Annotated in this window: 24 protein-coding genes and 1 tRNA gene; 14 read left to right on the top strand and 11 right to left on the bottom strand. The window is 72.1% G+C overall.

Translation table 11 applies throughout. The annotated features are described in order from the left end of the window. The first annotated feature begins 272 nt into the window (after positions 1–272). Positions 273–1,091: a DUF4352 domain-containing protein gene (locus tag AB0G10_RS05735; RefSeq protein ID WP_360917007.1), complete on the top strand. Its 819-nt coding sequence runs from the start codon at positions 273–275 to the stop codon at positions 1,089–1,091. A 176-nt stretch (positions 1,092–1,267) separates the two neighbouring features. On the opposite strand, the gene AB0G10_RS05730 is transcribed toward AB0G10_RS05735, so the two are convergent. Together AB0G10_RS05730 and AB0G10_RS05725 are read right to left on the bottom strand one after the other, a co-directional pair. Then, positions 1,268–1,339, bottom strand: a tRNA-Val gene (locus AB0G10_RS05730). A gap of 52 nt (positions 1,340–1,391) precedes the next feature. Further along, the gene (locus tag AB0G10_RS05725) at positions 1,392–1,799 is read right to left on the bottom strand and encodes a TIGR02611 family protein (protein WP_360917005.1); all 408 of its coding nucleotides are present in this window, start codon (positions 1,797–1,799) and stop codon (positions 1,392–1,394) included. Positions 1,800–2,075: 276 nt separating this feature from the next. On the opposite strand from AB0G10_RS05725, the gene AB0G10_RS05720 reads away from it, so the two are divergent. From AB0G10_RS05720 to AB0G10_RS05705, 4 genes are all read left to right on the top strand, one after another. Beyond that, on the top strand, positions 2,076–2,507 hold the full coding sequence (locus AB0G10_RS05720; RefSeq protein WP_014446635.1) for an SsgA family sporulation/cell division regulator: 432 nt from the start codon (positions 2,076–2,078) through the stop codon (positions 2,505–2,507). 205 nt (positions 2,508–2,712) lie between these two features. Continuing rightward, positions 2,713–3,591 (top strand): AraC family transcriptional regulator, encoded by an 879-nt coding sequence (locus tag AB0G10_RS05715; protein WP_360917002.1) that lies wholly within the window; start codon positions 2,713–2,715, stop codon positions 3,589–3,591. 53 nt (positions 3,592–3,644) lie between these two features. Further along, a complete protein-coding gene (locus AB0G10_RS05710; protein ID WP_360917000.1) occupies positions 3,645–4,127 on the top strand; it encodes an Rrf2 family transcriptional regulator in 483 nt (160 codons plus the stop codon). Between the two features lie 64 nt (positions 4,128–4,191). Continuing rightward, positions 4,192–4,374 carry a DUF4236 domain-containing protein gene (locus AB0G10_RS05705; protein WP_360916997.1) on the top strand — a complete coding sequence of 61 codons (183 nt, stop codon included), beginning with the start codon at positions 4,192–4,194 and terminating at the stop codon, positions 4,372–4,374. Here the strand turns inward: AB0G10_RS05705 and AB0G10_RS05700 are convergent. After that, positions 4,360–5,274, bottom strand: coding sequence for a hypothetical protein (locus AB0G10_RS05700; RefSeq protein WP_360916994.1), 915 nt, complete (start codon positions 5,272–5,274; stop codon positions 4,360–4,362). The genes AB0G10_RS05705 and AB0G10_RS05700 overlap by 15 nt on opposite strands. 74 nt (positions 5,275–5,348) lie before the next feature. Here AB0G10_RS05700 and AB0G10_RS05695 point away from each other — a divergent pair, with 74 nt between their 5' ends. From AB0G10_RS05695 to AB0G10_RS05685, 3 genes are all read left to right on the top strand, one after another. Beyond that, positions 5,349–6,896 carry a fibronectin type III domain-containing protein gene (locus AB0G10_RS05695; protein ID WP_360916991.1) on the top strand — a complete coding sequence of 516 codons (1,548 nt, stop codon included), beginning with the start codon at positions 5,349–5,351 and terminating at the stop codon, positions 6,894–6,896. 116 nt (positions 6,897–7,012) lie between these two features. Then, entirely contained in the window at positions 7,013–8,581 is a 1,569-nt protein-coding gene (locus AB0G10_RS05690) for a GGDEF domain-containing protein (RefSeq protein WP_360916989.1), read from the top strand. A gap of 22 nt (positions 8,582–8,603) precedes the next feature. Then, a complete protein-coding gene (locus tag AB0G10_RS05685; protein ID WP_360916986.1) occupies positions 8,604–9,401 on the top strand; it encodes an alpha/beta hydrolase in 798 nt (265 codons plus the stop codon). Between the two features lie 120 nt (positions 9,402–9,521). Here AB0G10_RS05685 and AB0G10_RS05680 read toward each other — a convergent pair whose 3' ends face one another. Then, positions 9,522–10,043 (bottom strand): DinB family protein, encoded by a 522-nt coding sequence (locus tag AB0G10_RS05680; protein WP_360916983.1) that lies wholly within the window; start codon positions 10,041–10,043, stop codon positions 9,522–9,524. Between the two features lie 20 nt (positions 10,044–10,063). Here AB0G10_RS05680 and AB0G10_RS05675 point away from each other — a divergent pair, with 20 nt between their 5' ends. After that, the gene (locus AB0G10_RS05675; RefSeq protein ID WP_360916980.1) at positions 10,064–10,567 is read left to right on the top strand and encodes a GNAT family N-acetyltransferase; all 504 of its coding nucleotides are present in this window, start codon (positions 10,064–10,066) and stop codon (positions 10,565–10,567) included. On the opposite strand, the gene AB0G10_RS05670 is transcribed toward AB0G10_RS05675, so the two are convergent. From AB0G10_RS05670 to AB0G10_RS05655, 4 genes are read right to left on the bottom strand one after another with little or no spacing between them, the layout of a single operon-like run. Next, a complete protein-coding gene (locus AB0G10_RS05670) occupies positions 10,529–11,284 on the bottom strand; it encodes an endonuclease/exonuclease/phosphatase family protein (RefSeq protein ID WP_360916977.1) in 756 nt (251 codons plus the stop codon). The two genes, AB0G10_RS05675 and AB0G10_RS05670, sit on opposite strands and share 39 nt — an antisense overlap. A gap of 5 nt (positions 11,285–11,289) precedes the next feature. Then, positions 11,290–12,753 (bottom strand): phosphatase PAP2 family protein, encoded by a 1,464-nt coding sequence (locus AB0G10_RS05665; RefSeq protein WP_360916974.1) that lies wholly within the window; start codon positions 12,751–12,753, stop codon positions 11,290–11,292. 10 nt (positions 12,754–12,763) lie between these two features. Then, positions 12,764–13,774, bottom strand: a complete 1,011-nt coding sequence (locus tag AB0G10_RS05660; RefSeq protein ID WP_360916971.1) for a YihY/virulence factor BrkB family protein — start codon at positions 13,772–13,774, stop codon at positions 12,764–12,766. Then, on the bottom strand, positions 13,771–14,721 hold the full coding sequence (locus AB0G10_RS05655) for a diacylglycerol kinase family protein (RefSeq protein WP_360916968.1): 951 nt from the start codon (positions 14,719–14,721) through the stop codon (positions 13,771–13,773). Before AB0G10_RS05655 ends, AB0G10_RS05660 begins: the two co-directional genes overlap by 4 nt. A 38-nt stretch (positions 14,722–14,759) precedes the next feature. Here AB0G10_RS05655 and AB0G10_RS05650 point away from each other — a divergent pair, with 38 nt between their 5' ends. From AB0G10_RS05650 to AB0G10_RS05640, 3 genes are read left to right on the top strand one after another with little or no spacing between them, the layout of a single operon-like run. Next, on the top strand, positions 14,760–15,248 hold the full coding sequence (locus tag AB0G10_RS05650; protein ID WP_360916965.1) for a DUF1990 domain-containing protein: 489 nt from the start codon (positions 14,760–14,762) through the stop codon (positions 15,246–15,248). Further along, the gene (locus tag AB0G10_RS05645; RefSeq protein ID WP_360916962.1) at positions 15,245–16,021 is read left to right on the top strand and encodes an MBL fold metallo-hydrolase; all 777 of its coding nucleotides are present in this window, start codon (positions 15,245–15,247) and stop codon (positions 16,019–16,021) included. Before AB0G10_RS05650 ends, AB0G10_RS05645 begins: the two co-directional genes overlap by 4 nt. Then, the gene (locus AB0G10_RS05640) at positions 16,018–16,605 is read left to right on the top strand and encodes a VTT domain-containing protein (RefSeq protein ID WP_360916959.1); all 588 of its coding nucleotides are present in this window, start codon (positions 16,018–16,020) and stop codon (positions 16,603–16,605) included. Before AB0G10_RS05645 ends, AB0G10_RS05640 begins: the two co-directional genes overlap by 4 nt. Here AB0G10_RS05640 and AB0G10_RS05635 read toward each other — a convergent pair. Further along, on the bottom strand, positions 16,580–17,506 hold the full coding sequence (locus tag AB0G10_RS05635; protein ID WP_360916955.1) for a serine hydrolase: 927 nt from the start codon (positions 17,504–17,506) through the stop codon (positions 16,580–16,582). The two genes, AB0G10_RS05640 and AB0G10_RS05635, sit on opposite strands and share 26 nt — an antisense overlap. Positions 17,507–17,651: 145 nt before the next feature. Between AB0G10_RS05635 and AB0G10_RS05630 the strand changes: the two genes are divergently transcribed. Continuing rightward, positions 17,652–18,584, top strand: coding sequence for a hypothetical protein (locus tag AB0G10_RS05630; protein WP_360916952.1), 933 nt, complete (start codon positions 17,652–17,654; stop codon positions 18,582–18,584). 50 nt (positions 18,585–18,634) lie between these two features. Here AB0G10_RS05630 and AB0G10_RS05625 read toward each other — a convergent pair whose 3' ends face one another. After that, positions 18,635–19,681, bottom strand: a complete 1,047-nt coding sequence (locus AB0G10_RS05625; RefSeq protein ID WP_360916949.1) for a S1 family peptidase — start codon at positions 19,679–19,681, stop codon at positions 18,635–18,637. A gap of 212 nt (positions 19,682–19,893) precedes the next feature. After that, on the bottom strand, positions 19,894–20,433 hold the full coding sequence (locus tag AB0G10_RS05620; protein WP_360916946.1) for a winged helix-turn-helix domain-containing protein: 540 nt from the start codon (positions 20,431–20,433) through the stop codon (positions 19,894–19,896). A gap of 131 nt (positions 20,434–20,564) precedes the next feature. On the opposite strand from AB0G10_RS05620, the gene AB0G10_RS05615 reads away from it, so the two are divergent. After that, positions 20,565–21,047 carry an NAD(P)H-dependent oxidoreductase gene (locus AB0G10_RS05615; protein WP_360916943.1) on the top strand — a complete coding sequence of 161 codons (483 nt, stop codon included), beginning with the start codon at positions 20,565–20,567 and terminating at the stop codon, positions 21,045–21,047. Positions 21,048–21,089: the final 42 nt, after the last annotated feature.

Here is a 21,089-nt window from a genome sequence, read left to right as displayed (position 1 = left end):
ACTACCGACCCGGTGCGCGACGAGCGGGTCCGGATAGGCGATCCCGACGCCATGGACAGGCTTCACGTGCTCTCTGTCGCGAATGTTCACCGAGAACAGGTGTGACCTGCCGTATTCGCGTGCTGTATGCGCGTTGTCGACATGCGGTGACCTGCACCGGTTGGTACGTACGGTTGGAGTACGTCGCGGTCCGGTTTGATCGCGTTGACCAGGGTCGACGCCGATGTTTTGATCAACTTGCAACAAGTTGATCTTGGAACCGGAGCGACACTTTGACGCAGCAGCCGCCCTTCGACCCCAACCAGCCCGGAGCTCAGGTTCCGCCGCCGTACCCGGGCGCCGCACCCGGCCAGCCGTACCCCGGCGCTGCACCCGGCCAGCCGTACCCCGGCCAGCCATACCCCGGCCAGCCGCCGTACCCGGGTGCAGTCGCCGGCCAGCCATACCCGCCGCAGCCGCAGCCGCCGGCGAAGAAGAGCAAGAAGAAGCTGATCATCGGCGGAATCGCCGGCGTCGTCCTGCTCGCTTGTCTCGGCACCGCGATCACCGGCGGCGGTGACGACAGCGCCGCGCCGGAGAAGACGACCGCGGCCGCGGACGCGGGTAAGGGCGACGCGCCCGCCGCCGACGAGGTCAAGGCCGAGGAGACCAAGGCTGAGGAGACCGAGAAGGCCGAGGAACCGGCGAAGGACGAGACACCCGGGCTCAAGGACGCCGCCCGTGACGGCAAGTTCGAGTTCAAGGTCGCCGGCGTCAAGTGCGGTGTGAAGCAGATCGGCTCGGACTTCCTGAACCAGAAGGCCCAGGGCCAGTACTGCCTGATCAACGTGTCGGTGAAGAACATCGGCAAGGAGGCACAGGACTTCGCCGACTCGGTCCAGAAGGCCTTCGACGCCGACGAGGTCGAGTACGCCGTCGACTCCGGCGCCGCGATCTACCTCGAGGACAACAAGGTCCTCTTCACGAAGATCAACCCGGGCAACACCGTCAAGGGCACCCTCGTCTTCGACGTTCCGAAGGGCACGAAGCTGACCTCGGTCGAGCTGCACGACTCGATGTTCTCCGGCGGTGTCACCGTCAACCTGAAGTAGCCGAACCCGCCCCCACCGGGGTGAACACCGACAGCCGGGCCGCGACCTTCATGGTCCTGGCCCGGCTGTTGTTCTCTCGCCAAGCCGCACAACCCAGGGAGCAAAAAGGCTCCCGCCAAAAGGTGGGAGCCTGTGAGCGAGGCCAGCGATCACACCGCTGACCTGCCGAAAACGCGTGGGCGATACTGGGATCGAACCAGTGACCTCTCCGGTGTGAACGGAGCGCTCTCCCGCTGAGCTAATCGCCCTCAACGAGATGGAACTGTACTAGACGGTGGCGGGGCGACGCTAACCAGGGGGTCAGCGCGCCGCGAGCCAGTCCATCGCCTCCTGGTAGAGGTCGACGCCGAAGCTGAGCTTCACGCTGGTCCAGACGACGGCGCTGATGAAGAGGAAGCCGACGAGGCCGACCAGGGCGCGCACCGGCAGGGACTGCCGGCCGATCCAGTGGGTCCAGCTCTGCACGTGCTTCTTCGTGAAGGCGAGCAGCCCCTTGGCCCAGTGGAATTCGAGGGCCAGGATCGCCAGGCCGAGGATCACGATGGCCCATCCCGGACCCGGGAACGGGATGAGCACGATGCCTATGGCGACCACGAGGCCACCCAGGACGCCGACACCGATCTTGAGAGCGAGCCGCCCGGTCGGGTTGGACCGGATACGGTCGAGCACACGCACGTCTGAGACTCCGTCGTCCGTTTTTGGACCCATTTCATCCCCCAGTGTCCCGGAGCCCCGTCACCACCCGGGAGAAATGGACGTTACCGGAGTAAGTCAACTGCTGGACCACCCGACGCCGGGCGGAACCGAGTACCTGGGCAGAACAGGACAAGATATCGCTTTGCGTCCTGCGCGGTGGCGTTTTCGGAACCGTCTTCCCACTACTGGGTGAGATCAGCGTATGGCGGAGCGTAATGACAGGGATCACCTGAGTATGGGAAACGCGGGGTTCACCAGCCTCGCAGCGGTGCCGGGGGGAGTTCGTCCATGAGTACCATTCGTCCAACGACCGTCGAGGTCGAAACCTCGCTGCGGCTCGTAGCGCCTGACGCGACGGCACTGCCCGTGCGCGCCAGTCTGCGGTACGACCCAGCCGACCCGTATGCGGTCCACGTGTTGTTCCACGCAGAATCAGCCGGTGGGGAAGCCGTGAGCTGGTCCTTCGCGCGGGAGCTGCTCGTGACAGGGCTCGATGAGCCCGCCGGGATCGGCGACGTCCGGGTGTGGCCGTGGGCCACGCCGCGGGGCGATTTCGTCGCCCTGGCGCTGTCGTCTCCGGACGGCAACGCCTTGTTCGAGGTGCCGCGCAGCGTCCTGGTCCGGTTCCTCCGGCGCACCTATGTGGTGGTGCCGCGGGGCCGGGAGTCCGACCACCTGGACGTCGACGCGGCGGTGAACCGTCTTCTGGCGGGTCGATAAAGAGCAAAGCAGCACGAAGGCCGAAGGGCGACCCGTACGGACACTGCCGGTCCGTGCGGGTCGCTCTTTATCAAGATAAATCGTGCGATCTCCGAAAAGAAATCGGAATCGAACATATAGCGAATACCGAGCTGGAAACGGACAAAAGCCTCACTCTGATCACTAGTGAGTGCGTAGACGGTCATCGACAGTTACCGTCGGCGCGATGCCCGCAATCACTTCCGCCGATACGGCGCCCGCGTACACCCTGCCCGACTGGGCGGGGATCAGCGGCTGCGCCCTTCCGGTGACCGCCGGCGCCGTCACCGGACTCCTCACCCACCACGCTCTCCTGCTGACCGTTAGCGGTCCGGTGATCGCCGAGGTGGACTTCACCGTCCACCGGTGCGAGCCGGGCACCCTGCTCTGGATCCGGCCCGGCCAGGCGGTCAGGATCGAGCCCGGTGACCACGAGACGGCCACCGCCGTCTTCCGCCCCGGGCTGTTCCGGCAGGACGAGCTGCCCGGCCTGGAACCGGATCATCCGGGCGGACCGGCCCGGACGCCGGTTCCGCTCGGCGAGGTCGCCCGGGAGACCGGGGCGGCCCTCGCCCGGATCCGGCAGGACGCCGCCGGCCCGCCCGGCGACGCCGCCGCGGCCCTGCTCCGGCACCAGCTCGCCGCCCTGCTGCTGCGCCTGCTGCTGCTCGATCCGGGACCGGAGGCGCCGGGCCACGTCGAGACCCGGACGTTCGAGCGGTTCCGCGCCCGCCTCGAGGAGGGCTACCCGAACAGCCGGCGGGTCGAGGACTACGCCGGCGAGCTGGGCTGCTCGGTCCGTACCCTCACCCGCGCGAGCCTCGCGATCACCGGCCGGACCGCGAAGCAGGTGGTCGACGACCGGGTCGCGCTCCAGGCCCGGCGGCTGCTCGCGGCGACCGGGCTGAGCGTCGCCGAGGTGGGGCGCAGCCTCGGGTTCGCCGAGCCGACCAACTTCGGGCGCTTCTTCCACCGGGAGACGGGTCTGAGCCCGGGCCAGTTCCGCGGAAACTTCGTGGAGGATCACCCGGGCGGGATACCCGGTCAGCGACCGCCCTCTGACTGACGGTAGTTCACCGGTCCGTAATTCCCATAAACCCCTGGGGTATATGCGTCCAGGTGGCGCGGGCGGGGCATGATAGTCAGGTGCAGATCTCCGCTCGCGGTGACTACGCGGTCCGGGCCGCCCTCAGTTTGGCGCAGGCCTACCCCGCCCTGATGTCCGCCCAGGCCATTGCCCAAGAACAAGAGATGCCTCGGAAGTTCCTCGAGGCCGTGCTCGCCGACCTCCGCCGTGCGGGTGTGGTGCGTGCCCAGCGTGGCGCCGAGGGTGGCTACACGCTGTCGCACCCACCGCGCGACGTCGCGGTCGGCCAGATCATCCGGGCCGTCGACGGCCCGCTCGCCGGCGTGCGCGGCCTCCGCCCGGAGGAGACGCAGTACACCGGCGCCGCCGAGAACCTGCCGAACCTCTGGGTGGCGGTGCGCGCGGCGGTCCGCGAGGTCCTCGACGAGGTGAGCCTCGCCGAGCTGCTCAGCGGGCGGATGCCGGCGCACGTCCGGAAGCTCACGACCAGGCCGGACGCCTGGCAGCCGCGCTGACGTTTGTGAATCGAGCCCATCGGGAATCGTCTGATCATCCACCACGAGATGGGAGATGGATCCGATGGGACTCGTGTTCCGCAGCCGCAAGAAGTTCGGTCCGCTGATCCTGAACTTCACCGAGAACGGCTACTCGTCCTGGAGCCTCAAGATCGGCCGTTGGTCCTGGAACTCCAGGACCCGCGCCCACCGCTACGACCTCCCGGGCCCGCTGTCCTGGAAGCAGGACAAGTCACGCAGCCGGTGACGGTGACGAGATGACGACGTCCCCGCCCAGGCGGCCGTGTTCCGGCCGCCGGGTGACGGCCCCCGCGTCGATCATCGAGTGCAGCACCCGGACGGCGTCCGCCGCGCGGTAGACCGTCTCGGTCAGCGTGAACGTGCGCAGTTCGGTCACCGACGCCGAACCCACGACGGACAGGTGCGCCATCAGCTCGCGGCGCAGCGGACCGGGGTGCGGCGTCAGCGAGATGTCGATGAGGTGCCGTTCCGGGTCGGCGGGATCGCGCAGGCGTACCCCCGCGAACTCGTCGACCGCCCACAGCGCCTCCTTGAAGCTCTCCAGGCTCTTCGCGGAGGTGGTGGCGAACGCCACCACCTCGCCGGGCTCCTCCCCGGTCGCCAGTTCCGCGGCCGTGACCAGCGGGAATCCACAGTCCCGATAGGGGTCGGCGGACACTCCGGGCGCCAGCACGAGCAGGACCTCGGCCGGTTTCCCCGCCGCGACGGCGCCGACGGTGGTCACGCTGGGCGGCGCGCTTGCGCTTGCCGCGTCCAGATAAGCGAGCAGGGGTACGCGCGAGGCTCCCGCGGCTTTGATCGCGACCGGCAGGCGAGCGTCCGTGCCACCACCCACGGGCAGCACCGACAGCCCCGCTCCCGCGCCGGCCTCGCGCTGCGCGGCGGTGAGCCGCTCCCCGGTCCTCGCGACGTCGTCGCCGACCGCCACCATGGACAGTTCCCGGCCCCGGGCCAGGTCGGGCAGGTCGGCGAGGACCCGGACGGCAGCCTCGGCCGCATCCCCGGCGTCGGCGTCGGCGTAGCCGTGCACATAGGTCGCCCGGCGGGACCGGTGCAGCGCGCCGGCCGACCAGGCTTCCAGGTGGCGGACGAGGAGCTCACGTTTCACGGTCGCGATGGCGGACATACCGCGTTTCTACCCTGTCCACAGAGCAACCCGAAACTTGTACCTACGGTATTCAACCGAGCACTATGTGATACATGGCCCCTCCGCTCGCTGAACTCACCGCCCAGGCGCAGACGCTCTCGTCCGCCGGCGACCTCACGGGCGCCCAGGCTCTGCTGGACCGGGTGCTGCGCGACGCCAACGCCGATCCCCGCCGCGCCACCGCCGATCTGGCCATCGCGGCGGCCCTCTACGCCCGGGTGCTGATCGCCCTCGGCGACCCCCAGGCCGCCCGGCTCTGGGCCGCGTTCGCGCACGCCGCCGAGGAGCGCCTGCACGGCCCGCGCGACGAGCGGACCATCGCGGCCGCCGCCACCCACGCGGCCGTCCTGCAGCGGATCGGCCAGCACGGCCGGGCCGCGCTGGTCTACCACGATCTGGTCGGCGCGCTGGCGAGGCTGGACGGCCCGGAGGCGCCGCGGGTGCTCGCGGCCGAAGCCGACCTCGCGATCGCCGAGCACGCGGCCGGGCACTGCGGCACCGCCCGGGCGCGGCTCGCGCGGGCGTGGCGGCACCACCGGGAGACGTACGGGGACGCGGATCCCGCCGGGATCAAGATGCTGGCCCGGCTCGGGGCGATGGAACGCGAGTGCGGCCGGGACGCCGAGGCCGCCGAGCACCTCCGGCTCGCGCAGGAGCTGAGCGCGCGCCACCTGCCGGCCGACCACCCCCTCGCGAAGCAGGCGGCCCGGCTCGCCGCCGCGAAACCGACCGGCCGGCACACCTGCGGCCACCGGGAGCAGACCGGCGGGACCCCGTTCCGCCCCTTTCCGCGCCGCCCCACCGTCACCGACCCGGGGCCGTCCGGGCCGGCGCCCTACCCGGCCGACGCCCCCGGGATGCCGGCCGCCGACGACCGCCCCACCGACCCGAAGGGGTCCGTCTATCCGTTCGACGGCATGCCGGAACCGGACAACCGGCCCACCGATCCGAACGGCGGGCTCTACCAGCAACCGCTCTATCTCAGCGATGTGCACCGGCTGCCCGGTGACCTGACCGGGCGGCACGCGCGCGCCGACACCCCTCCGCCGCTGCCCGGGCGGAAGGCGCCGGACTACGGCGACGACGGCAAGCCGCTGCCGGTGGGGACGGCGGCTCCCCTCGTACCCGGAAGGAAGCCGCAGCGGAACCGCTCAGCGCAACCACTGCTGCTCGCCGCCGTCCTGGCAGGCGGCGTCGCGGCAGCGGCGGCCGTCGTGATCCTCACCCTGCCGGACGCCGACGGCGCGACCGAGGCGACAGCGCCACCGCCACCACCGGCGTCGCCGGCACTCGCGCCCAGCACGGAGAGCGCGCCCAGCCCGGAAGCGGGTGATCGCGGAGCGCCCCAGAACGTGCGGCTGCGCGACGACGGCGACAGCGTGTCCCTCCAGTGGGCATATCCGGACGGCGCGGACGGGCCGGTGCACCTGCTGGCCGGCAAGGACGGCGCGGAGCCGAGGAAGTTCCAGGAGCTCGCGGCCGGCGCGTCCGACTACGTGGTCTACAGCCTCAGCGAGACGGCTGACTACTGCTTCCGGGTCGCCGTGGACTACGGCTCCGGCCGGATCGCCGGCTCGGCGCCGGTGTGCACGCGCCGGTGACCGCCACTGATCAGCCCCCGCAGCAGGCGCAACCTATTCGCAACCCGGAACGACCCGATCTGCGACCGGGACGGCCCAGTGTTGAACGTCACGGCGACCACAGGAGAGTAGGGGCAGTGACGACGGAGACGGTTGGCTGTGTCCCCGCCCTCGACGATCTCGAAAGAGCCGTCGAGGAACTCGAGAGCCGTCCCATGTCGCAGTTCCGCACCGTCCGCGAACCCGCCGCCGAGCTGGAGCGCCAGGCCCGTGAGCGGGGCGCCGAGGAACTGGCGCAGCGCGCCCTGCTGCTGTGCGCCGGGGTCATGCTCCGCGAGGGCCGCACCGGTGAGGGCGGCCAGATCGCCCACCAGGTGTGCGCGTGGGCGGAACGGCACGACGCGCCGACCGTGCAGGCCCGGGCCCACCGGGAGCTCTCCATCTTCTACCGGGCCGTCGGCGACTCCTCCGAAGGCCTCACCCACGCCGTGCAGGCCGTCGCCGTGCTGCCCGAGGACGCCCCCGGCAGCGTGCGCGCCCGGCACCTGCTGTCACTCTCCGTCGCGCTCGAGGAGGGCGGCTCCTACGCCGACGGCGAGCGCCGGGCCCGGGAGGCGCTCACCCTCGCCGCCACGGCCGGCGACACCGAGATGACGATGCTCGTGCTCAACAACATGGCGTACAGCGCCTTCGAGCTGGGCGACGAGCCGGCCGCCCGCCGGCTCGTCGAGCAGATGCGCGAGATCCAGGCGCGGACCGGCCACCGGTTCGGCGCCAACGAGGTCGACACGATGGCCCGGGTCGAGCTGATGGGCGGCCGGTTCGAGGCCGTCGAGGACCTGCTCCGGCCGGTCCTCGCCGACCAGGTCCTGGCGAACGAGAGCGACGCCGTCGCCGAGTGCCTGCTCACCCTGGCCCTGGCGCGCCGGCAGAACGGCCGGTTCGACGGCTGCCAGGAGGCGCTCGACGCCGCCCGCAAGCTCTGCGCCGAACGGGAGCTCGCGGCCGTGAGCGCGCGGGTGCGCGAGGAGCAGGCCGCCCTCTTCGCGGCGACCGGGCGCTACGCCGAGGCGTACGAGGAGCACCGCGCCTTCCACGCCGAGTCGACGGCGCTGCACTCGGCCCAGCGCGACGCCCGGGCCCGGGCGCTGCAGGCCGTCTTCGAGGCGAACGAGGCGCGCCGGGCCAGCGAGCACTTCCGCGAGATGGCCCACCGGGACGCGCTGACCGGGCTCTACAACCGCCGCCACATCAACGAGCGGGTGCCGGCCCTGCTCGTCGAGGCGGCCGCGGCCCGCCGTCCGCTCTCCCTCGCGATCATCGATCTCGACCACTTCAAGCGGGTCAACGACACGCTCTCGCACGCCACCGGCGACATGGTCCTGCAGCACGTCGCCGAGTTGCTGGAGGAGGCCGCCGCCGGTCCGGCCATCGCCGCGCGGATGGGCGGCGAGGAGTTCCTGCTCGTCTTCCCGGGCGTGGACGCCGCCGAGGCGGCCCAGCGCTGCGAGCGGCTGCGGCTGCGGATCCGGGCGCACGGCTGGGAGCCGATCACCGGGACGCTGCAGGTCACCACGAGCGTCGGGGTGACGACGGCGCCGGACGGCCAGGCCACGTTCTCGGCGCTGCTCTCCCAGGCAGACCGCAATCTGTACGCCGCCAAACGGGGCGGCCGCGATCGGGTGGTGTCCGGCGCGGCGGGGTAACCCCGTACCCGTGGTAATCTTCATGAGCCGGTTCACCGGCGTCTCCGGCGTCCGCACCCACGACCGGCATCACGACGCCCCCGGCCTGCCGATCGTCCTGGTGCACGGCCTGGCCGTGTCGCACCGCTACCTCATGCCGGCCGCCACCGCCCTGGCCCGGCTCGGCCATCCGGTGCTGGTGCCGGACCTGCCCGGTTTCGGGCGGAGCGGCAAACCCGGCGACGCCTGGGACGTGGAACGGCACGCCCGTCACCTCGGCCGCTGGCTGGACGCCCTGGGCGTGGACCGGGCCTGCCTGGCCGGTCACTCGTTCGGGGCCGAGGTGGTGGCCCGCCTCGCGATACGCCGCCCCGCCCTCGCCGCCGCCCTGGTCCTGGCCGCGCCCACATCCGACCCGGTGGCCCGGTCCCGCACCGGCCTCGCCCGCCGCTTCCTGATCGACATGCTCGTCGAAGCACCGGGCCAGGCCCCGATGATCGCCTGGGACGTGGCGGTGGCCCGCCCCTGGCGCGTCCTCGCGACCGTCGGCCACTCGGTCCGCAACGCCATCGAGGACGACCTGCCGCACCTCCCGGTCCGCCCCCTCGTCCTCGGCGGCTCCCTCGACCCGATCGCCCCGCTCCGCTGGCGGGCGAGCGTGGCCACCCGGACCGGCGGCGTCGCGGTGACCATCCCGGGCGCGGCACACAACGTGATGACGACGTCGGGCCGCCGTGCCGCGAATGTCATATCCGCGCATCTCGCCCATGGTGAGCGGGTAGAGCGGCAGTCATGCAAGCGCGCCACACCACCGGGCTACTCCTCGTCGGCGTCCTGCTGACTTTCTTCTGCACCGTGGCCGTGAACCTCTTCTTCTGACTCGCCTGCCGCGGGCGGCCGGAGGTTCAGCACCGCGAGAACCGCGAGCGGGCCGGCGGGACACCGCCAGGCCGGGGCCCGGTCACTCGCCGGTCGCGCCGCCGGCCAGCTCCGCGACGATGTCGAGGTGGCCCGCGTGGCGGGCGTACTCCTGGAACATGTGGAAGAGGATGCGTTCGAGGGTGGCGGGCGGGGCGCCGTCCCAGCGTGGGCCCGGCCGGCCCACCGTGGCGAGGTCGGTGGTGCGGACGACCTCGTCGGTGTGGCGGGCCTGGGCGCGCAGGCCGGCGATCAGGGACTCGGCGGTCTCGGTGGGGTCCACATGCCACCGGGCGTCCAGGCGGGCGTTCTCGCGGTCGGCCCAGGGGTCGGGGATCGGGGCGCCCTGGAAGCCCCACTCGATCCAGCGGCGTTCCATGTGGCGCAGGTGTTTGACCAGTTCGAGCGGGGTCCAGCCGGAGGGCAGGCGGCTCGTCCGCCGGTCGGCTTCGGGGAGGGCGGCGACCTTGGCGATCACGGTCTCCCGGAAGTAGCCGAGGTAGTCGAGGAAGACGTCGGCGCGGTCGGCGGCGGGGACGGTCGGCGCGGGGAACTCGATGCTCACCCCGACGATTATGGTCAGGTATGAGCGATATTCGGGTGCGGCCGGCCGGCGAGGACGACCGGGAGGGCGTCGCGCGGGTGCTGCGGGCGTCGTGGGGCGGGACCGTCGTGGTGGCGCACGGGACCGCCTACGACGCCGCGCTGCTGCCCGCCCTGATCACCGGGACCGCGGAGGCGATCACCGGGGTGCTCACCTATCACGTCGGCGGGGACGCCATGGAGATCGTGAGCATCGACGCCGTGACGCGGCGGTCGGGCGTGGGGACGGCCCTGCTCGGCGCGGCGGTCGGCCTCGCCCGGCGGCGGGGGCTGCGCCGGGTCTGGCTGATCACCACGAACGACAATCTGGACGCTCTGCGGTTCTATCAGCGGCGCGGGCTGCGGATCGTCGGCGTCTCGCCGGGCGCCGTGGACGAGGCGCGGCGGATCAAACCGGGTATTCCGGAGACCGGCGACTACGGGATACCGCTGCACGACGAGCTGGTTCTAGAGGTCCAGCTCGACGACGACCGGGTAGTGGTCTGAGGCGTGGTCGGCAGTGGACGTCCGGACCACCCGCAGGTCGTGGGCGCGCCGGGCCAGCGCCGGGCTCGCCAGCACGTAGTCGAGGCGGGTCTCGGCGAACTCCGCGCCGCGCAGGCCGGCCGTCGGCACGGTCGGGCCGGCGCCCCGGCCGAGATCCGCGAAGCCCGCTCGCAGGAACGCCGCGACGGCCCGGGTGTCGGCCGCACCGGACGGGGAGACGTGGCGGCGCCGGTAGACGTCCGGCAGCGAGGCCAGCGCCCCGGTGTGGTCCTCCCCCGGTGCCAGCCCGTTCAGGTCGCCGGCCAGCGCCACCAGGCCGCCGGCCGAGGCGTGCCGGGCGGCCAGCCAGATCGCCTCGCGCATCCGGCGGTACGGCGAGTACGGCGTGAGGTGGGTGCTCACCACGGTGAGCGGGCCCGCCGGCGTGGGCACCACCACCGTCGCGGCGGCGTGGTGCAGCCGCCAGCGGACGCTCGTCCGGCGCGCGACGGTCAGCGGCGGGCGGACCAGGACGGCGACCGGCTGACCGAAGACCACCGGCCGGGCCAGGTGGGCGGTCATCCCGATCGCCTCCGCGAAGGCGCCGAGCCTGCTTCCCTCGTACCGATGGAAGTCGCGCAGCTCTTGCACCGCCAGGATGTCGGGGCGCACCTCCCGGACCACCTCGACGATCGCCGGAAGGCGATCGCCTCCACCGTTGAGGATGTTCCAGGTCATCAGCCTCAAGCGACGTTCTCCAGCGAGCGCTGCGGCACGGCCTCCCGGCCGGCCTCGGTGGCGGTCACCGCGTGCTCGTTCGGCCGGACCGTGAACCAGAGGACGGCGATCCAGGAGGCCGTCAGGATCGCGGCGCCCATCATGTCGGTCGGGTGGTGCATGCCGCGGTACATCCGGGAGAGCGCCACGCCGAGCGGCATGATCACCGCGAGGGCCGGGAAGATCCAGCGCCACGGCTGGCGGAACCGGGCCATCGTGATGACCGCGATGGCGGCCCAGAGGCACATGGTCGCGGCGATGTGGCCGGACGGGAACGACGACGTCGGCATCGGGCCGTCGAGCTGCTCGATCGGCGGGCGGGGACGGTCCACCGCGGCCGCCGCGCAGAGGAAGAGCGTCAGCTCGCCGACCATGGTGAGCACCAGGAACAGGACCGGGCGCCACTGCCGCCAGAGGGCCAGCGCGATCGGGCAGAAGATGAGCGAGATGAAGAGGATCGCGTGCGTGTCGCCGGCCTTGCTCCAGGCCCAGCTCAGCTCGTCGAGCCGCTCGGTGCGGAAGCTCTGCAGCCAGGCCGGGAACGCCTCGTCGAAGCCGGGCGTCCAGCGGGTCACCGTGTAGCCGACCAGGTAGAGCAGGCCGAAGACGAACACCCAGCCGACCAGGATCTCGGCGGCCTTGGCGAACGGGTGCGGCAGGACGGCCTTCTCGGCGGGCGCGATCCGCAGGTCCGGGCCGGCCTCGGGCTCCAGGCCTTCGATGACCGGAGCATCGGGCTTGCCGATCTCCTGGCGCCAGAGCTGGAAGACGTACGCCGTCACGCCGATCCACGCGATGCCGAGCAGCCAGCCGCCCAGCACGTCGGAGAGGAAGTGCACGCCCAGCGCGATCCGGGTGAAGCCGATCGCCGCGACCAGCACGGCCGCCGCCCCGATGAGGACCGGGCGCCAGCGCCGCCGGACGGCGGGCAGGAAAACCAGCACGATCATCCCGTAGACCACCATCGAGCCGAGCGCGTGGCCGCTCGGGAAGCTGTTGCCGGGCGCCTGCGCGACCGGCACCTCGACGACCGGGCGCAGCCGGCCGATCAGGGCCTTCAGCGACGGGTCGAGGATCAGCGCGCCGGCCCCGGCGACGACCATGTAGAGGGCCGGACGCGGCTGCTTCCGGATGATCAGCAGCAGGACCAGCAGCGCCACCAGCGGGATCATGAATCCCCGGCCGCCGGCCGAGGAGATCTGCTGGAGGACCTTCACGGTGGTCTCCGAACCGGACGCCCAGCCGTTCAGGCCGTTCGCGACGTCGGTGTCGAGCGTCTGCAACGGTCCCCAGTGGAACCGGACCAGGAGCAGGAGCACGCCGAAGCCGAGGCCCACCGCCAGGACGGCGATCAGGCCGAGGACGCTGCGCTCGGCGAAGTGCAGAATCGGGGTCCAGCGGGTGCGCCGGTTGTCTTCAGTCGCTGCCACGCGCGGTCATTTACCCGGTGGGCTCCGTCGATACACCGGGGTTCATCTGACGCGGGATCCGACCGGTGTCCTCCGGCTCCCACTGGTCGGGCTGCGCCGGCTTCGCCCCCACCCGGCTCGCCTCCAGCTGGGCCGCGAACGCCAGCCCCAGGAAGAACGCGACGCCGGTGAGGTTGGCCCAGAGCAGCAGCGCCATCATCGCGGTGAGCGGGCCGTAGGTGGCGCCGAAGCTGTCGCTGACCCGGACGTACCCGGCGAGCAGCAGGCTGGCCAGCCACCACAGGACCGTCGCCAGCACGGCGCCGAAGAGCAGCCAGGACAGGGCCGGCTGCTTGCGCCGCGGCGAGTGCCGGAACAGGGCGCCGACCGCGAAGACGATGAGTACGAGGCTGACCGGCCAGCGGATGACGTCCCAGGCGACCCGCAGGTCGTGGGACAGGTCGAGGTTCTGCTCCGCCGAGTTGCCGGAGGCCCGGCCCGCCACCAGCAGCAGGAAGCCGAAGAGGGCGGGCAGCCCGGCGCAGACCGCCAGGATCGCCGCGCGCACGTACTTGAACAGGGCCGGCCGGTCCCGCTCCACGCCGTAGATCCGGTTGGCGCCCCGCTCGACCTGCGCCATCGCCGTGGTGAGCGCGACCAGGCCGGTGATCATACCGAGGGTGAGGGCCAGCTCACCGGCGTCCTCGGTGCGCTCCCCGTCGTCCAGGAGCTGGCGGACGACGTCCTCGCTGGCGCCCGGGGTCAGCGCGATCACCGTGTCGGCGACCACCTGGCCGCCGGACTCGACGCCCAGGTCGGTGGCGAGGCCGGAGAGCGCGATGAGGAACGGCACGATCGCGAGGCAGAGCTGCAGCGCGAACGCCCGGGAGTGGCTGAAGCCGTCGCCGTAGCGGAACCGGATGAACGCGTCCCGCAGCAGCGGCCAGCGCCCGTAGTGCCGCAGGGCCAGGAACGCGTCGTCCGCGGACAGCTCGTCCCCGGACATGGTCCTGGTCTCGGGGACGGGTTCGGTACTGCTCAAAGCTGCTGCTCCGCCCGATCCTTGACCGCGCCGGCGTCGTAGGCCAGGTCGGGATCGGCGTCCGGCTGCGGGACGCAGAGGAGCAGGGCCCGGTGACGTACGTGGATCTTCATGGCCTTCCCCGGTGCGATCAGGTCTCCGTCGAGCTGACGTGCCTGTGCCCGGTTGCTGTAGATCTCCACACGCGAAGCGGTGTACGTCTCCATGAGCGGCACCCGGTCACGGCGGCGCAGCACCGCGAACGCGAGCGCCGCCCAGTGCGCCAGGTTCGCCGGGCTGAGGATCGCCACGTTCAGCTTGCCGTCGTCCGGCTCGGCCTTGCTCAGCAGCCGGACGCCGCCCTGCAGCCGGCCCACGTTGCCGACGATCACGGCGCGCGGGCGGCGCGGCATCGGCGGGCCGCCGTCCAGCCGGATCCGGACCCGCATCGGGCGGTCCAGCAGGTGCTTCGCGCCGCCGCCGAGGTAGGCCAGCCAGCCGATGTGCTTCTTCGCCGTCTCCGAGGTGCCCTCCAGCATCTGGGCGTCGAACCCCATGCCGGCCATCACCACGAAGCAGCGGTCGTCGATCACCCCGACGTCGATGCGCCGCCGGCCGCCCTCGAGGGCCACCTGCAGCCCGGTCTCCGGGTCGGTGCCGAGGCCGAGGTTCGCGGCGAGCAGGTTGCCGGTGCCGGCCGGGAGGACCGCGAGGGCGGTCTTCGAGCCGGCCAGCGCCGTCACGACGGCGGTCACGGTGCCGTCGCCACCGCAGGCGAAGACCAGCTCGGCGCCGTCCGCGACGGCCCGTTTGGCCTGGCCGCGGCCGGGGTCCTCGGGCGTCGTCTCGTACCACTGGGGCGCCGGCCAGCCGGCCTTGGCGAGCGCCTCGCCGACGACGCGGCGCAGCTGATCGAGATCGGCCACCTTGACGGGGTTCACCACGACGGCGGAACGGGGTCCAGTCACGTTCCTCAGTCTGCCGGACCGCCGGGCAGACTGCAGGGGTGACTTCTCTGACCTATTCACACGTAGGGGCTACCCGTGACGGTTCCCTGCCGGACGGTTACCGCCACCTGCGCTATCGCGTCCGGATCGGGGTCGGGGAGGCGGTGCTCGGGAGGGCGGCCGAGGCGATCCTCACTTTCCGGATGCACCGCGCCATCGGCACCCGGATCATCACGTCGGGTGACCGTGCGGCGCCCGGAGTCGATCTCACCGTGGGCATCGGCCCGCTGCGGGCGCCCTGCGAGGTGGTCTGGGCCTCTCCGCACGGCTTCGCCTATGGGACCAAAGAGGGACATCCCGCGAGCGGCGAGGAGGCCTTCCGGGTCGAGCTCGACGACGCCGGCCAGGTCTGGTTCACGGTGACCGCGTTCAGCCGCCCGGCCGGGGCCCTGATGCGCGCCGCCGGCCCGGTCGGCGTGCTCTTCCAGCATCTCTACGCGCGCCTCTGCGGCCGGGCCCTGCGGCGCTTGGTTACGGTGAAGCGGTGAGCACGACATCGGTCACCTGGTGGGGGCACAGCACCGTCTGGCTCGCCGACTCCGGCGTCACGCTGCTCACCGACCCGCTGCTGACCGGCCGCCTCGCCCACCTGCGCCGGATGGCCGGCCCCGAGCCGGTGCTGCCCGGCGCGCCGGACGCCGTGCTGCTGTCGCACCTGCACGCCGACCACTTCCACGTGGCCTCGCTCAAGGCGGTGCCGGGTTCGCCCGCCCTCATCGTCCCGCGCGGCGCCGGTTCCTTCGCCGCGAAGGCGCTGGGCCGCGAGGCGGCCCAGCGCGTCGTCGAGCTTGCGCCGGGTGAGGAGACAGCTGTTTCGGGGGTACGGGTGAGAGCCGTCCCGGCCCGCCACGACGGCGGCCGGGGCCCGTGGTCCCGGGAGCGCGCCGTGGCCGTCGGCTTCGTCGTGGAGGGCACCGCCCGCACGTGGTTCGCCGGCGACACCGGGCTCTTCGACGAGATGACCGGAATCGGTCCGCTCGACCTCGCGCTCGTCCCGGTCGGCGGCTGGGGGCCGACGCTCGGCTCGCACGGCCACCTGGACGCGGCCGACGGCGCCGAGGCGCTGCGCCGGGTCAAGGCGACCTGGGCCGTGCCGGTGCACTACGGCACGTTCTGGCCGGTCGGGATGGGCCGGGTGCGGCGGCACATGTTCGACGACCCGGGCGCCCGGTTCGCCGAGCACGCGGCCCGGACCTCCCCGGACACCCGGGTCCGGGTGCTGGCGCACGGCGAGACGCTGACCGTGGACACCCCCGCGTGATCGAGGAACTGGGCACCCTCGCCGGGCTCTTCGGGGTCGTCGCCTTCGGCGCGATCATCCCGATCGTCCCGACCGGCGCGGCGGTGAGCGGCGCGGCGGCCCTGGCGTTCCACACCCAGCCGTTCACGATCGTGCTGGTCCTGATCGCCGGGGCGGCCGGCGCCTACGCCGGTGACCTGGTGATGTACGCGATGTGCCGGCTCGGCGGGGAGAGCCTGGCCCGGCGGCTGCGCTGGCTGCGCGACGAGGAGCGGCTCTCCTCGGTGAAGCACCGGCTCGAGGAGAAGCAGGTCCCGGTGCTGCTGGTGTCCCGGCTGATCCCGGGCGGCCGGGTGCCGGTCCTGCTCGCCGCCGCGTTCGTCGGCCTCTCCTGGCGCACGTTCGTGGTCGCCAACCTGCCGGCCTGCGCGCTCTGGTCGGTCGTCTACGCCACGATCGGCCTGGCCGGCGGCTCGATCTTCCCGGAGCCGTGGCAGGGCGTCGTCGCCGCGGTCGTGCTGATCCTCGTGGTCAACCAGTCGATGACCTGGATCGCGAAGTGGCGGGCTCGTCCTCGTCCTAGTACTTCAAGTGCGTCCGGGTGAGCTTCGCGGCCTTCTCGACCACCTTGATCCCGCCCGGCATCGTCTTGTTGAGGTGGGACAGCACCGCGATCGACACGTCGGTGTCCTCGTCGGTGACCCGGCCGACCGAGTTGATGATCCAGAGCCCGCTCTCGGTGGACCGGGAGAGCCAGCCGTTCTTCACGGTCGCCTCCTCGCCCGCCTTCGCGACCGCGGGGACGCCCCAGTCCTGGTCCTCGGCGACCGTGCTCATCAGCGTGTGGGCGTACTTCCGCGACGACGCGGTGAGCTCACCCTTCGTGTCGACCAGGGCGTTCAACAGCTTCACCTGGTCCTTCACGGTGGTCTTGGTGAGGCCCCAGGAGCTGCTCACCTTGGTCTGGGTGAGCCCGAGCCGCTTGTTGCAGGCGCTGATCGCGCTCGACCGGCCCAGCTTGCTGTAGAGCGAGGTGGTGGCGGCGTTGTCGCTGTTGCGGATCATCCGCTTCGCGAGCGCGTCCTCGCTCGAGGTGACCTTGCGGCCGCGGTCCTGCGCGGTGAGCAGCAGGCACGCGAGCACCTGCACCTTCACGACGCTGGCGGTCTCGTACTTCTCGTCACCCCGGTAGGCGTACGTCTCGCCTGTCTTCCTGTCGTAGACCGCGATCGAGAACTCGGGGACGGTGGCGGCGTACTTCTTCAGCGCCGCGTCGAGCGCCTTGACCCGCTTCTTCCGCTCCTGCGCGGCCAGCTCCTCCGGGCTGGGCCCGGTCGGCGTCGGGCTCGCCGACGGCGAGGGGCTCGTCGCGGCCGGCGCCTGCTGGAAGGCGGCGAGCGCGCTGGAGGCCGGGTCGTCGCCGGTCATGCCCCTGGCGACCAGCACTCCGCCGCCCAGGACGCCGACGGCCGCGATCATCAGAACGAGATTCCGGGTACGTCGCACCCATGCATACTGCCGTGTCCGGGGCCCCCGATGCCGCCCGTAAGGCTGTGGAATCCGTAAGAGTGCCCGACTTTCGACCGTACGCCAGGACGCCCGCACCGTGCGTCACCGATCTCGGATGCGTGCCTGGCGCATGATGGGTGGTATGGCCTTTCTCGCGTCACTGACCCGCGCCGCGTTCGCGGCACCCGCGGCCGCCGCCGACCTCACCCGGTCCGCGATCGGCCAGGTGATCGAGACGGCGGCGACCGCGGCGACCATCCCGGTCCGCGCGGTCGGCCTGATCAGCCAGGCCGAGCTCCTGGTCAACCGGGTGAACCTGGCCGTCTCGCAGGCCGAAGACCTGATCACCCGCGTCTCGGCGATCGCCTCCTCGGCCGAGTCGACGGTCGCCGAGGCCCGGGCCATCGCGACGGCGGCCGCCCTCACGGTCGAGGAGGCGACGACCATCTCGGCCCTGGCCGGCGACGTGGTGCGCCGCGCCTCGGTCACCGCCGAGGCGGCCGGCGTGATCGTCGGCGACGCGGCCACGGCGGTCGGCGAGGTCTCGTCCATCACCGCCACCGCCTCCACCGCGATCACCGAGGTCTCGTCGATCACCGGCGAGGCCCGGGCCACGATCGGCGAGGTGTCGTCGATCACCGCGGGCGCGCGGGACGCCATCGGCGAGGTCGCCGGGCTGACCGGTGAGGCGCGGGAGATCGTGACGACGGCGTCCGGGGTGGCCGAGCGGGCCCGGGCCGTGGTGGCCCGCGCCGACGGCGTGGCCGGCGAGGTCGACGGGCTGCTCGGCGAGTTCTCGCCGACGCTGCGGCAGGCCGCCCCGCTCGCCGCCCGGTTCGTCTCCGAGCTGACGCCGGACGAGGTGACCGCCGCGATCCGGATGGTCGACCAGCTGCCCGAGCTGCAGCAGCACCTGATCAACGACGTGATGCCGCTGCTGAGCAAGCTCGACCAGGTCGGGCCCGACCTGCACAAGCTCCTCGAGGTCACCGAGGACCTGCACCTCGCGATCGCCGGCCTGCCGGGCCTGAAGATGCTCCGCCGCCGCGGCGAGGAGCGGGTCAACGAGTCGTGAGGAAAGCCCGGCGTCCGTGTGAACGGACGCCGGGCCGGAGAGACCTGCGATCAGAAGACCGACACGCCGTAGGCGTTGAGGGCCTCGGTCACGGGCTGGAAGTACGTGGTTCCGCCCGAGGTGCAGTTGCCCGAGCCGCCCGAGGTGAGGCCGAGCGCGGTGCTGCCCGCGTAGAGCGGGCCGCCGCTGTCGCCCGGCTGGGCGCAGACGGTGGTGCGGATGAGGCCGGAGACCGAGCCCTCGGCGTAGTTCACCGTGCTGTTGAGGGCGGTGACGCGGCCGGAGCGGGTGCCGGTGGTGGAGCCGCGGCGGTAGACCGTGGCGCCGACGGCCGGGGTGGCTGCCGAGGTGATGTCGACCGAGGTGCCGACGCCACCGGTCTTCGTGATGCTCGTGTTGGTGTAGCGGACGATGCCGTAGTCGTTGCCGGGGAAGCTGCTGCCGGCCGTGGTGCCGAGGGTGACCGAGCCGTTGTTCCAGCTCGAGGAGCCGCGCGTGCAGTGGCCGGCGGTCAGGAAGTAGTTGGTGCCGGCGCTGTTGCGGACGTTGAAGCCGAGCGAGCAGCGGCCGCCGCCGGAGTAGATGGCGTCGCCGCCGGAGATCCGCAGGCTGAACGTGCCGGCGACGGTCTCCAAGCGGGCGGTGTCGCCGAGCTTCGCGACGGTCGCCTTCACGGCGGCGAGCTTCGCGCCGGTGACCGACTCGTCGACGCTGACCACGACCTGGTTGGTGACCGGGTCGACGGCGAACGCCGTGCCGGGGGTCTTCAGGCCGGCCTTCAGGGTGGAGTCGGCCGCGGCCAGGGTGGCGCCGCTGCGGGTCACGTACCGCGCGGTGGCGCCGGCGGCGGTCACCTCGGCGGCGGTCGCGGCGTCGGTCACGTTGACGACCAGCTTGCCGGCGGAGTCGAGGTAGGACCCGGCGTCACGGGTGCCGAGCCGGGTGTCGAGGGATGAGGCCAGCGTGGACTTCGCGTAGAGCGAGTCACCCGCGGCGGGGGCGGCAGAGGCGGTGCCGGGCATGGCGGCCAGCCCGCTGCCGACGAGCACGCCCACGGCCAGGCCGACGATCGGCCGGCGCAGCTTCGGGTTGAGCACGGTTCCTCCCAGGGGGACGGGTAGGGGGTGGCACGCCGGTCAGGCGTACCCGTGCTCGCAAGTATTTAAAGTGATCAATGCTTAGGCAAGGTTCGAAGTTGATCTGGAAACGGCGATCAACACGTCCCCGGCCAGCGGAAACAACGAGGCATATCGCCAACCTATGACCCTTTCGGGATGAATGAGCTATGAACAAAATGAAACCGGCGGCATCAGCGGTCGGCCACGGTGATGGGCGCCTCGTCGGCGAGCCGGTAGCCGAGCCCGTAGACCGTGGTGATCAGCTCGGGATCGTCGAGCTTGGTCCGCAGCCGGCTCACGTGCACGTCGACGGTCCGGTTCGTGGTGTGCCGGTGACCCCACACGTGGGTGAGCAGCTGCGCCCGGCTGAACACCTGACGCGGGTGGCGGGCCAGGAAGAGCAGCAGGTCGTACTCGAGGCGGCTGAGCTCGAGCAGCCGGCCGTCCCGGAACGCGGTGCGCGCCCGCGGGTCGAGCCGGATCTCCCCGTCGGCGCGCGGCGCGGCCGCGGCCGGGTCCAGCTCGACGGCCGCCGACGGGCCGGCCGCGTCGACGAGCTCCCGCAGGGCGGCGAGCACGCGCTCCCGGCCACTCGCGCCGCCGCCGATGCTGATCGTCACGGTGACCGGCGGCTCCTCCTCCCCCGCCTCCACGGGGGCCGGCGGCACCGACCGCAGCAGGACCGGGCGGGGGTAGGTGGCGTGCGGATGGGCGACGGCGAGAGCGGTCATCTCGGAAACCTCCAGAGGCGGCGACAGGGCGGCGATTGCGGTTCGCCGCCCACCAAGGATACATTTCCTATCTGTTAGATAGGCAACCACTTCGAGTGGCGGGCATCTCATCCGGCCGAAAGGACTACCCCGTGACGGCAATCGTCGTGATCTCCGGCAACCCCCGTCCCGGCTCGCGGACCTCCACCCTGGCCACGGCCGCCGGCGAGGCGATCGCGAAGGAGATCGGCGCACCCCCACCGGAAGTCGTCGAGGTGGGCAGCCTCGGCGCCGGCCTGCTCACCCCGGGCGACGACGCGACGAAAGCCGCGCTCGCCGCGATCACCGGGGCGAACCTGCTGGTGGTCGCGACGCCCACCTACAAGGGCAGCTACACCGGCGTGCTCAAGGTGCTGCTCGACCAGCTTCCGGCCCGGGCCCTCGCCGGCAAGCTGGCGGTGCCGGTGGTGACCGCCGGGGTGGCGCCGCAGGCCATCGCGGCCGAGGCCCTGCTGCGGCAGCTGCTCGTCGAGCTCGGCGCCATCACGGTCCGGCCGGGCCTGCCGGTGGTCGAGGCCGACCTGGCCGAGCCGGGCGCGATCGCGGAGAAGTACGCGGCCGCACTCGACTGGTGAGACGGGAGTCCAGGAGACCGTGGCCGGCATCGCCGCCCGGCC

The sequence above is a fragment of the Actinoplanes sp. NPDC023714 genome (genome assembly GCF_040639855.1).
Lineage (GTDB): Bacteria > Actinomycetota > Actinomycetes > Mycobacteriales > Micromonosporaceae > Actinoplanes.
The sequence above is the reverse complement of the archived record's forward strand: the minus strand, read 5'-3'. Positions and strand labels throughout refer to the sequence as shown.

What these genes read in the sequence shown, in the direction of transcription:
- AB0G10_RS05725 (WP_360917005.1), bottom strand. Translation starts at nt 1,799, where the DNA reads ATGGGTCCAAAAACGGACGACGGAGTCTCAGACGTGCGTGTGCTCGAC.
- AB0G10_RS05720 (WP_014446635.1), top strand. Translation starts at nt 2,076, where the DNA reads ATGAGTACCATTCGTCCAACGACCGTCGAGGTCGAAACCTCGCTGCGG.
- AB0G10_RS05715 (WP_360917002.1), top strand. Translation starts at nt 2,713, where the DNA reads ATGCCCGCAATCACTTCCGCCGATACGGCGCCCGCGTACACCCTGCCC.
- AB0G10_RS05705 (WP_360916997.1), top strand. Translation starts at nt 4,192, where the DNA reads ATGGGACTCGTGTTCCGCAGCCGCAAGAAGTTCGGTCCGCTGATCCTG.
- AB0G10_RS05700 (WP_360916994.1), bottom strand. Translation starts at nt 5,274, where the DNA reads ATGTCCGCCATCGCGACCGTGAAACGTGAGCTCCTCGTCCGCCACCTG.
- AB0G10_RS05695 (WP_360916991.1), top strand. Translation starts at nt 5,349, where the DNA reads ATGGCCCCTCCGCTCGCTGAACTCACCGCCCAGGCGCAGACGCTCTCG.
- AB0G10_RS05685 (WP_360916986.1), top strand. Translation starts at nt 8,604, where the DNA reads ATGAGCCGGTTCACCGGCGTCTCCGGCGTCCGCACCCACGACCGGCAT.
- AB0G10_RS05675 (WP_360916980.1), top strand. Translation starts at nt 10,064, where the DNA reads ATGAGCGATATTCGGGTGCGGCCGGCCGGCGAGGACGACCGGGAGGGC.
- AB0G10_RS05670 (WP_360916977.1), bottom strand. Translation starts at nt 11,284, where the DNA reads ATGACCTGGAACATCCTCAACGGTGGAGGCGATCGCCTTCCGGCGATC.
- AB0G10_RS05630 (WP_360916952.1), top strand. Translation starts at nt 17,652, where the DNA reads ATGGCCTTTCTCGCGTCACTGACCCGCGCCGCGTTCGCGGCACCCGCG.
- AB0G10_RS05620 (WP_360916946.1), bottom strand. Translation starts at nt 20,433, where the DNA reads ATGACCGCTCTCGCCGTCGCCCATCCGCACGCCACCTACCCCCGCCCG.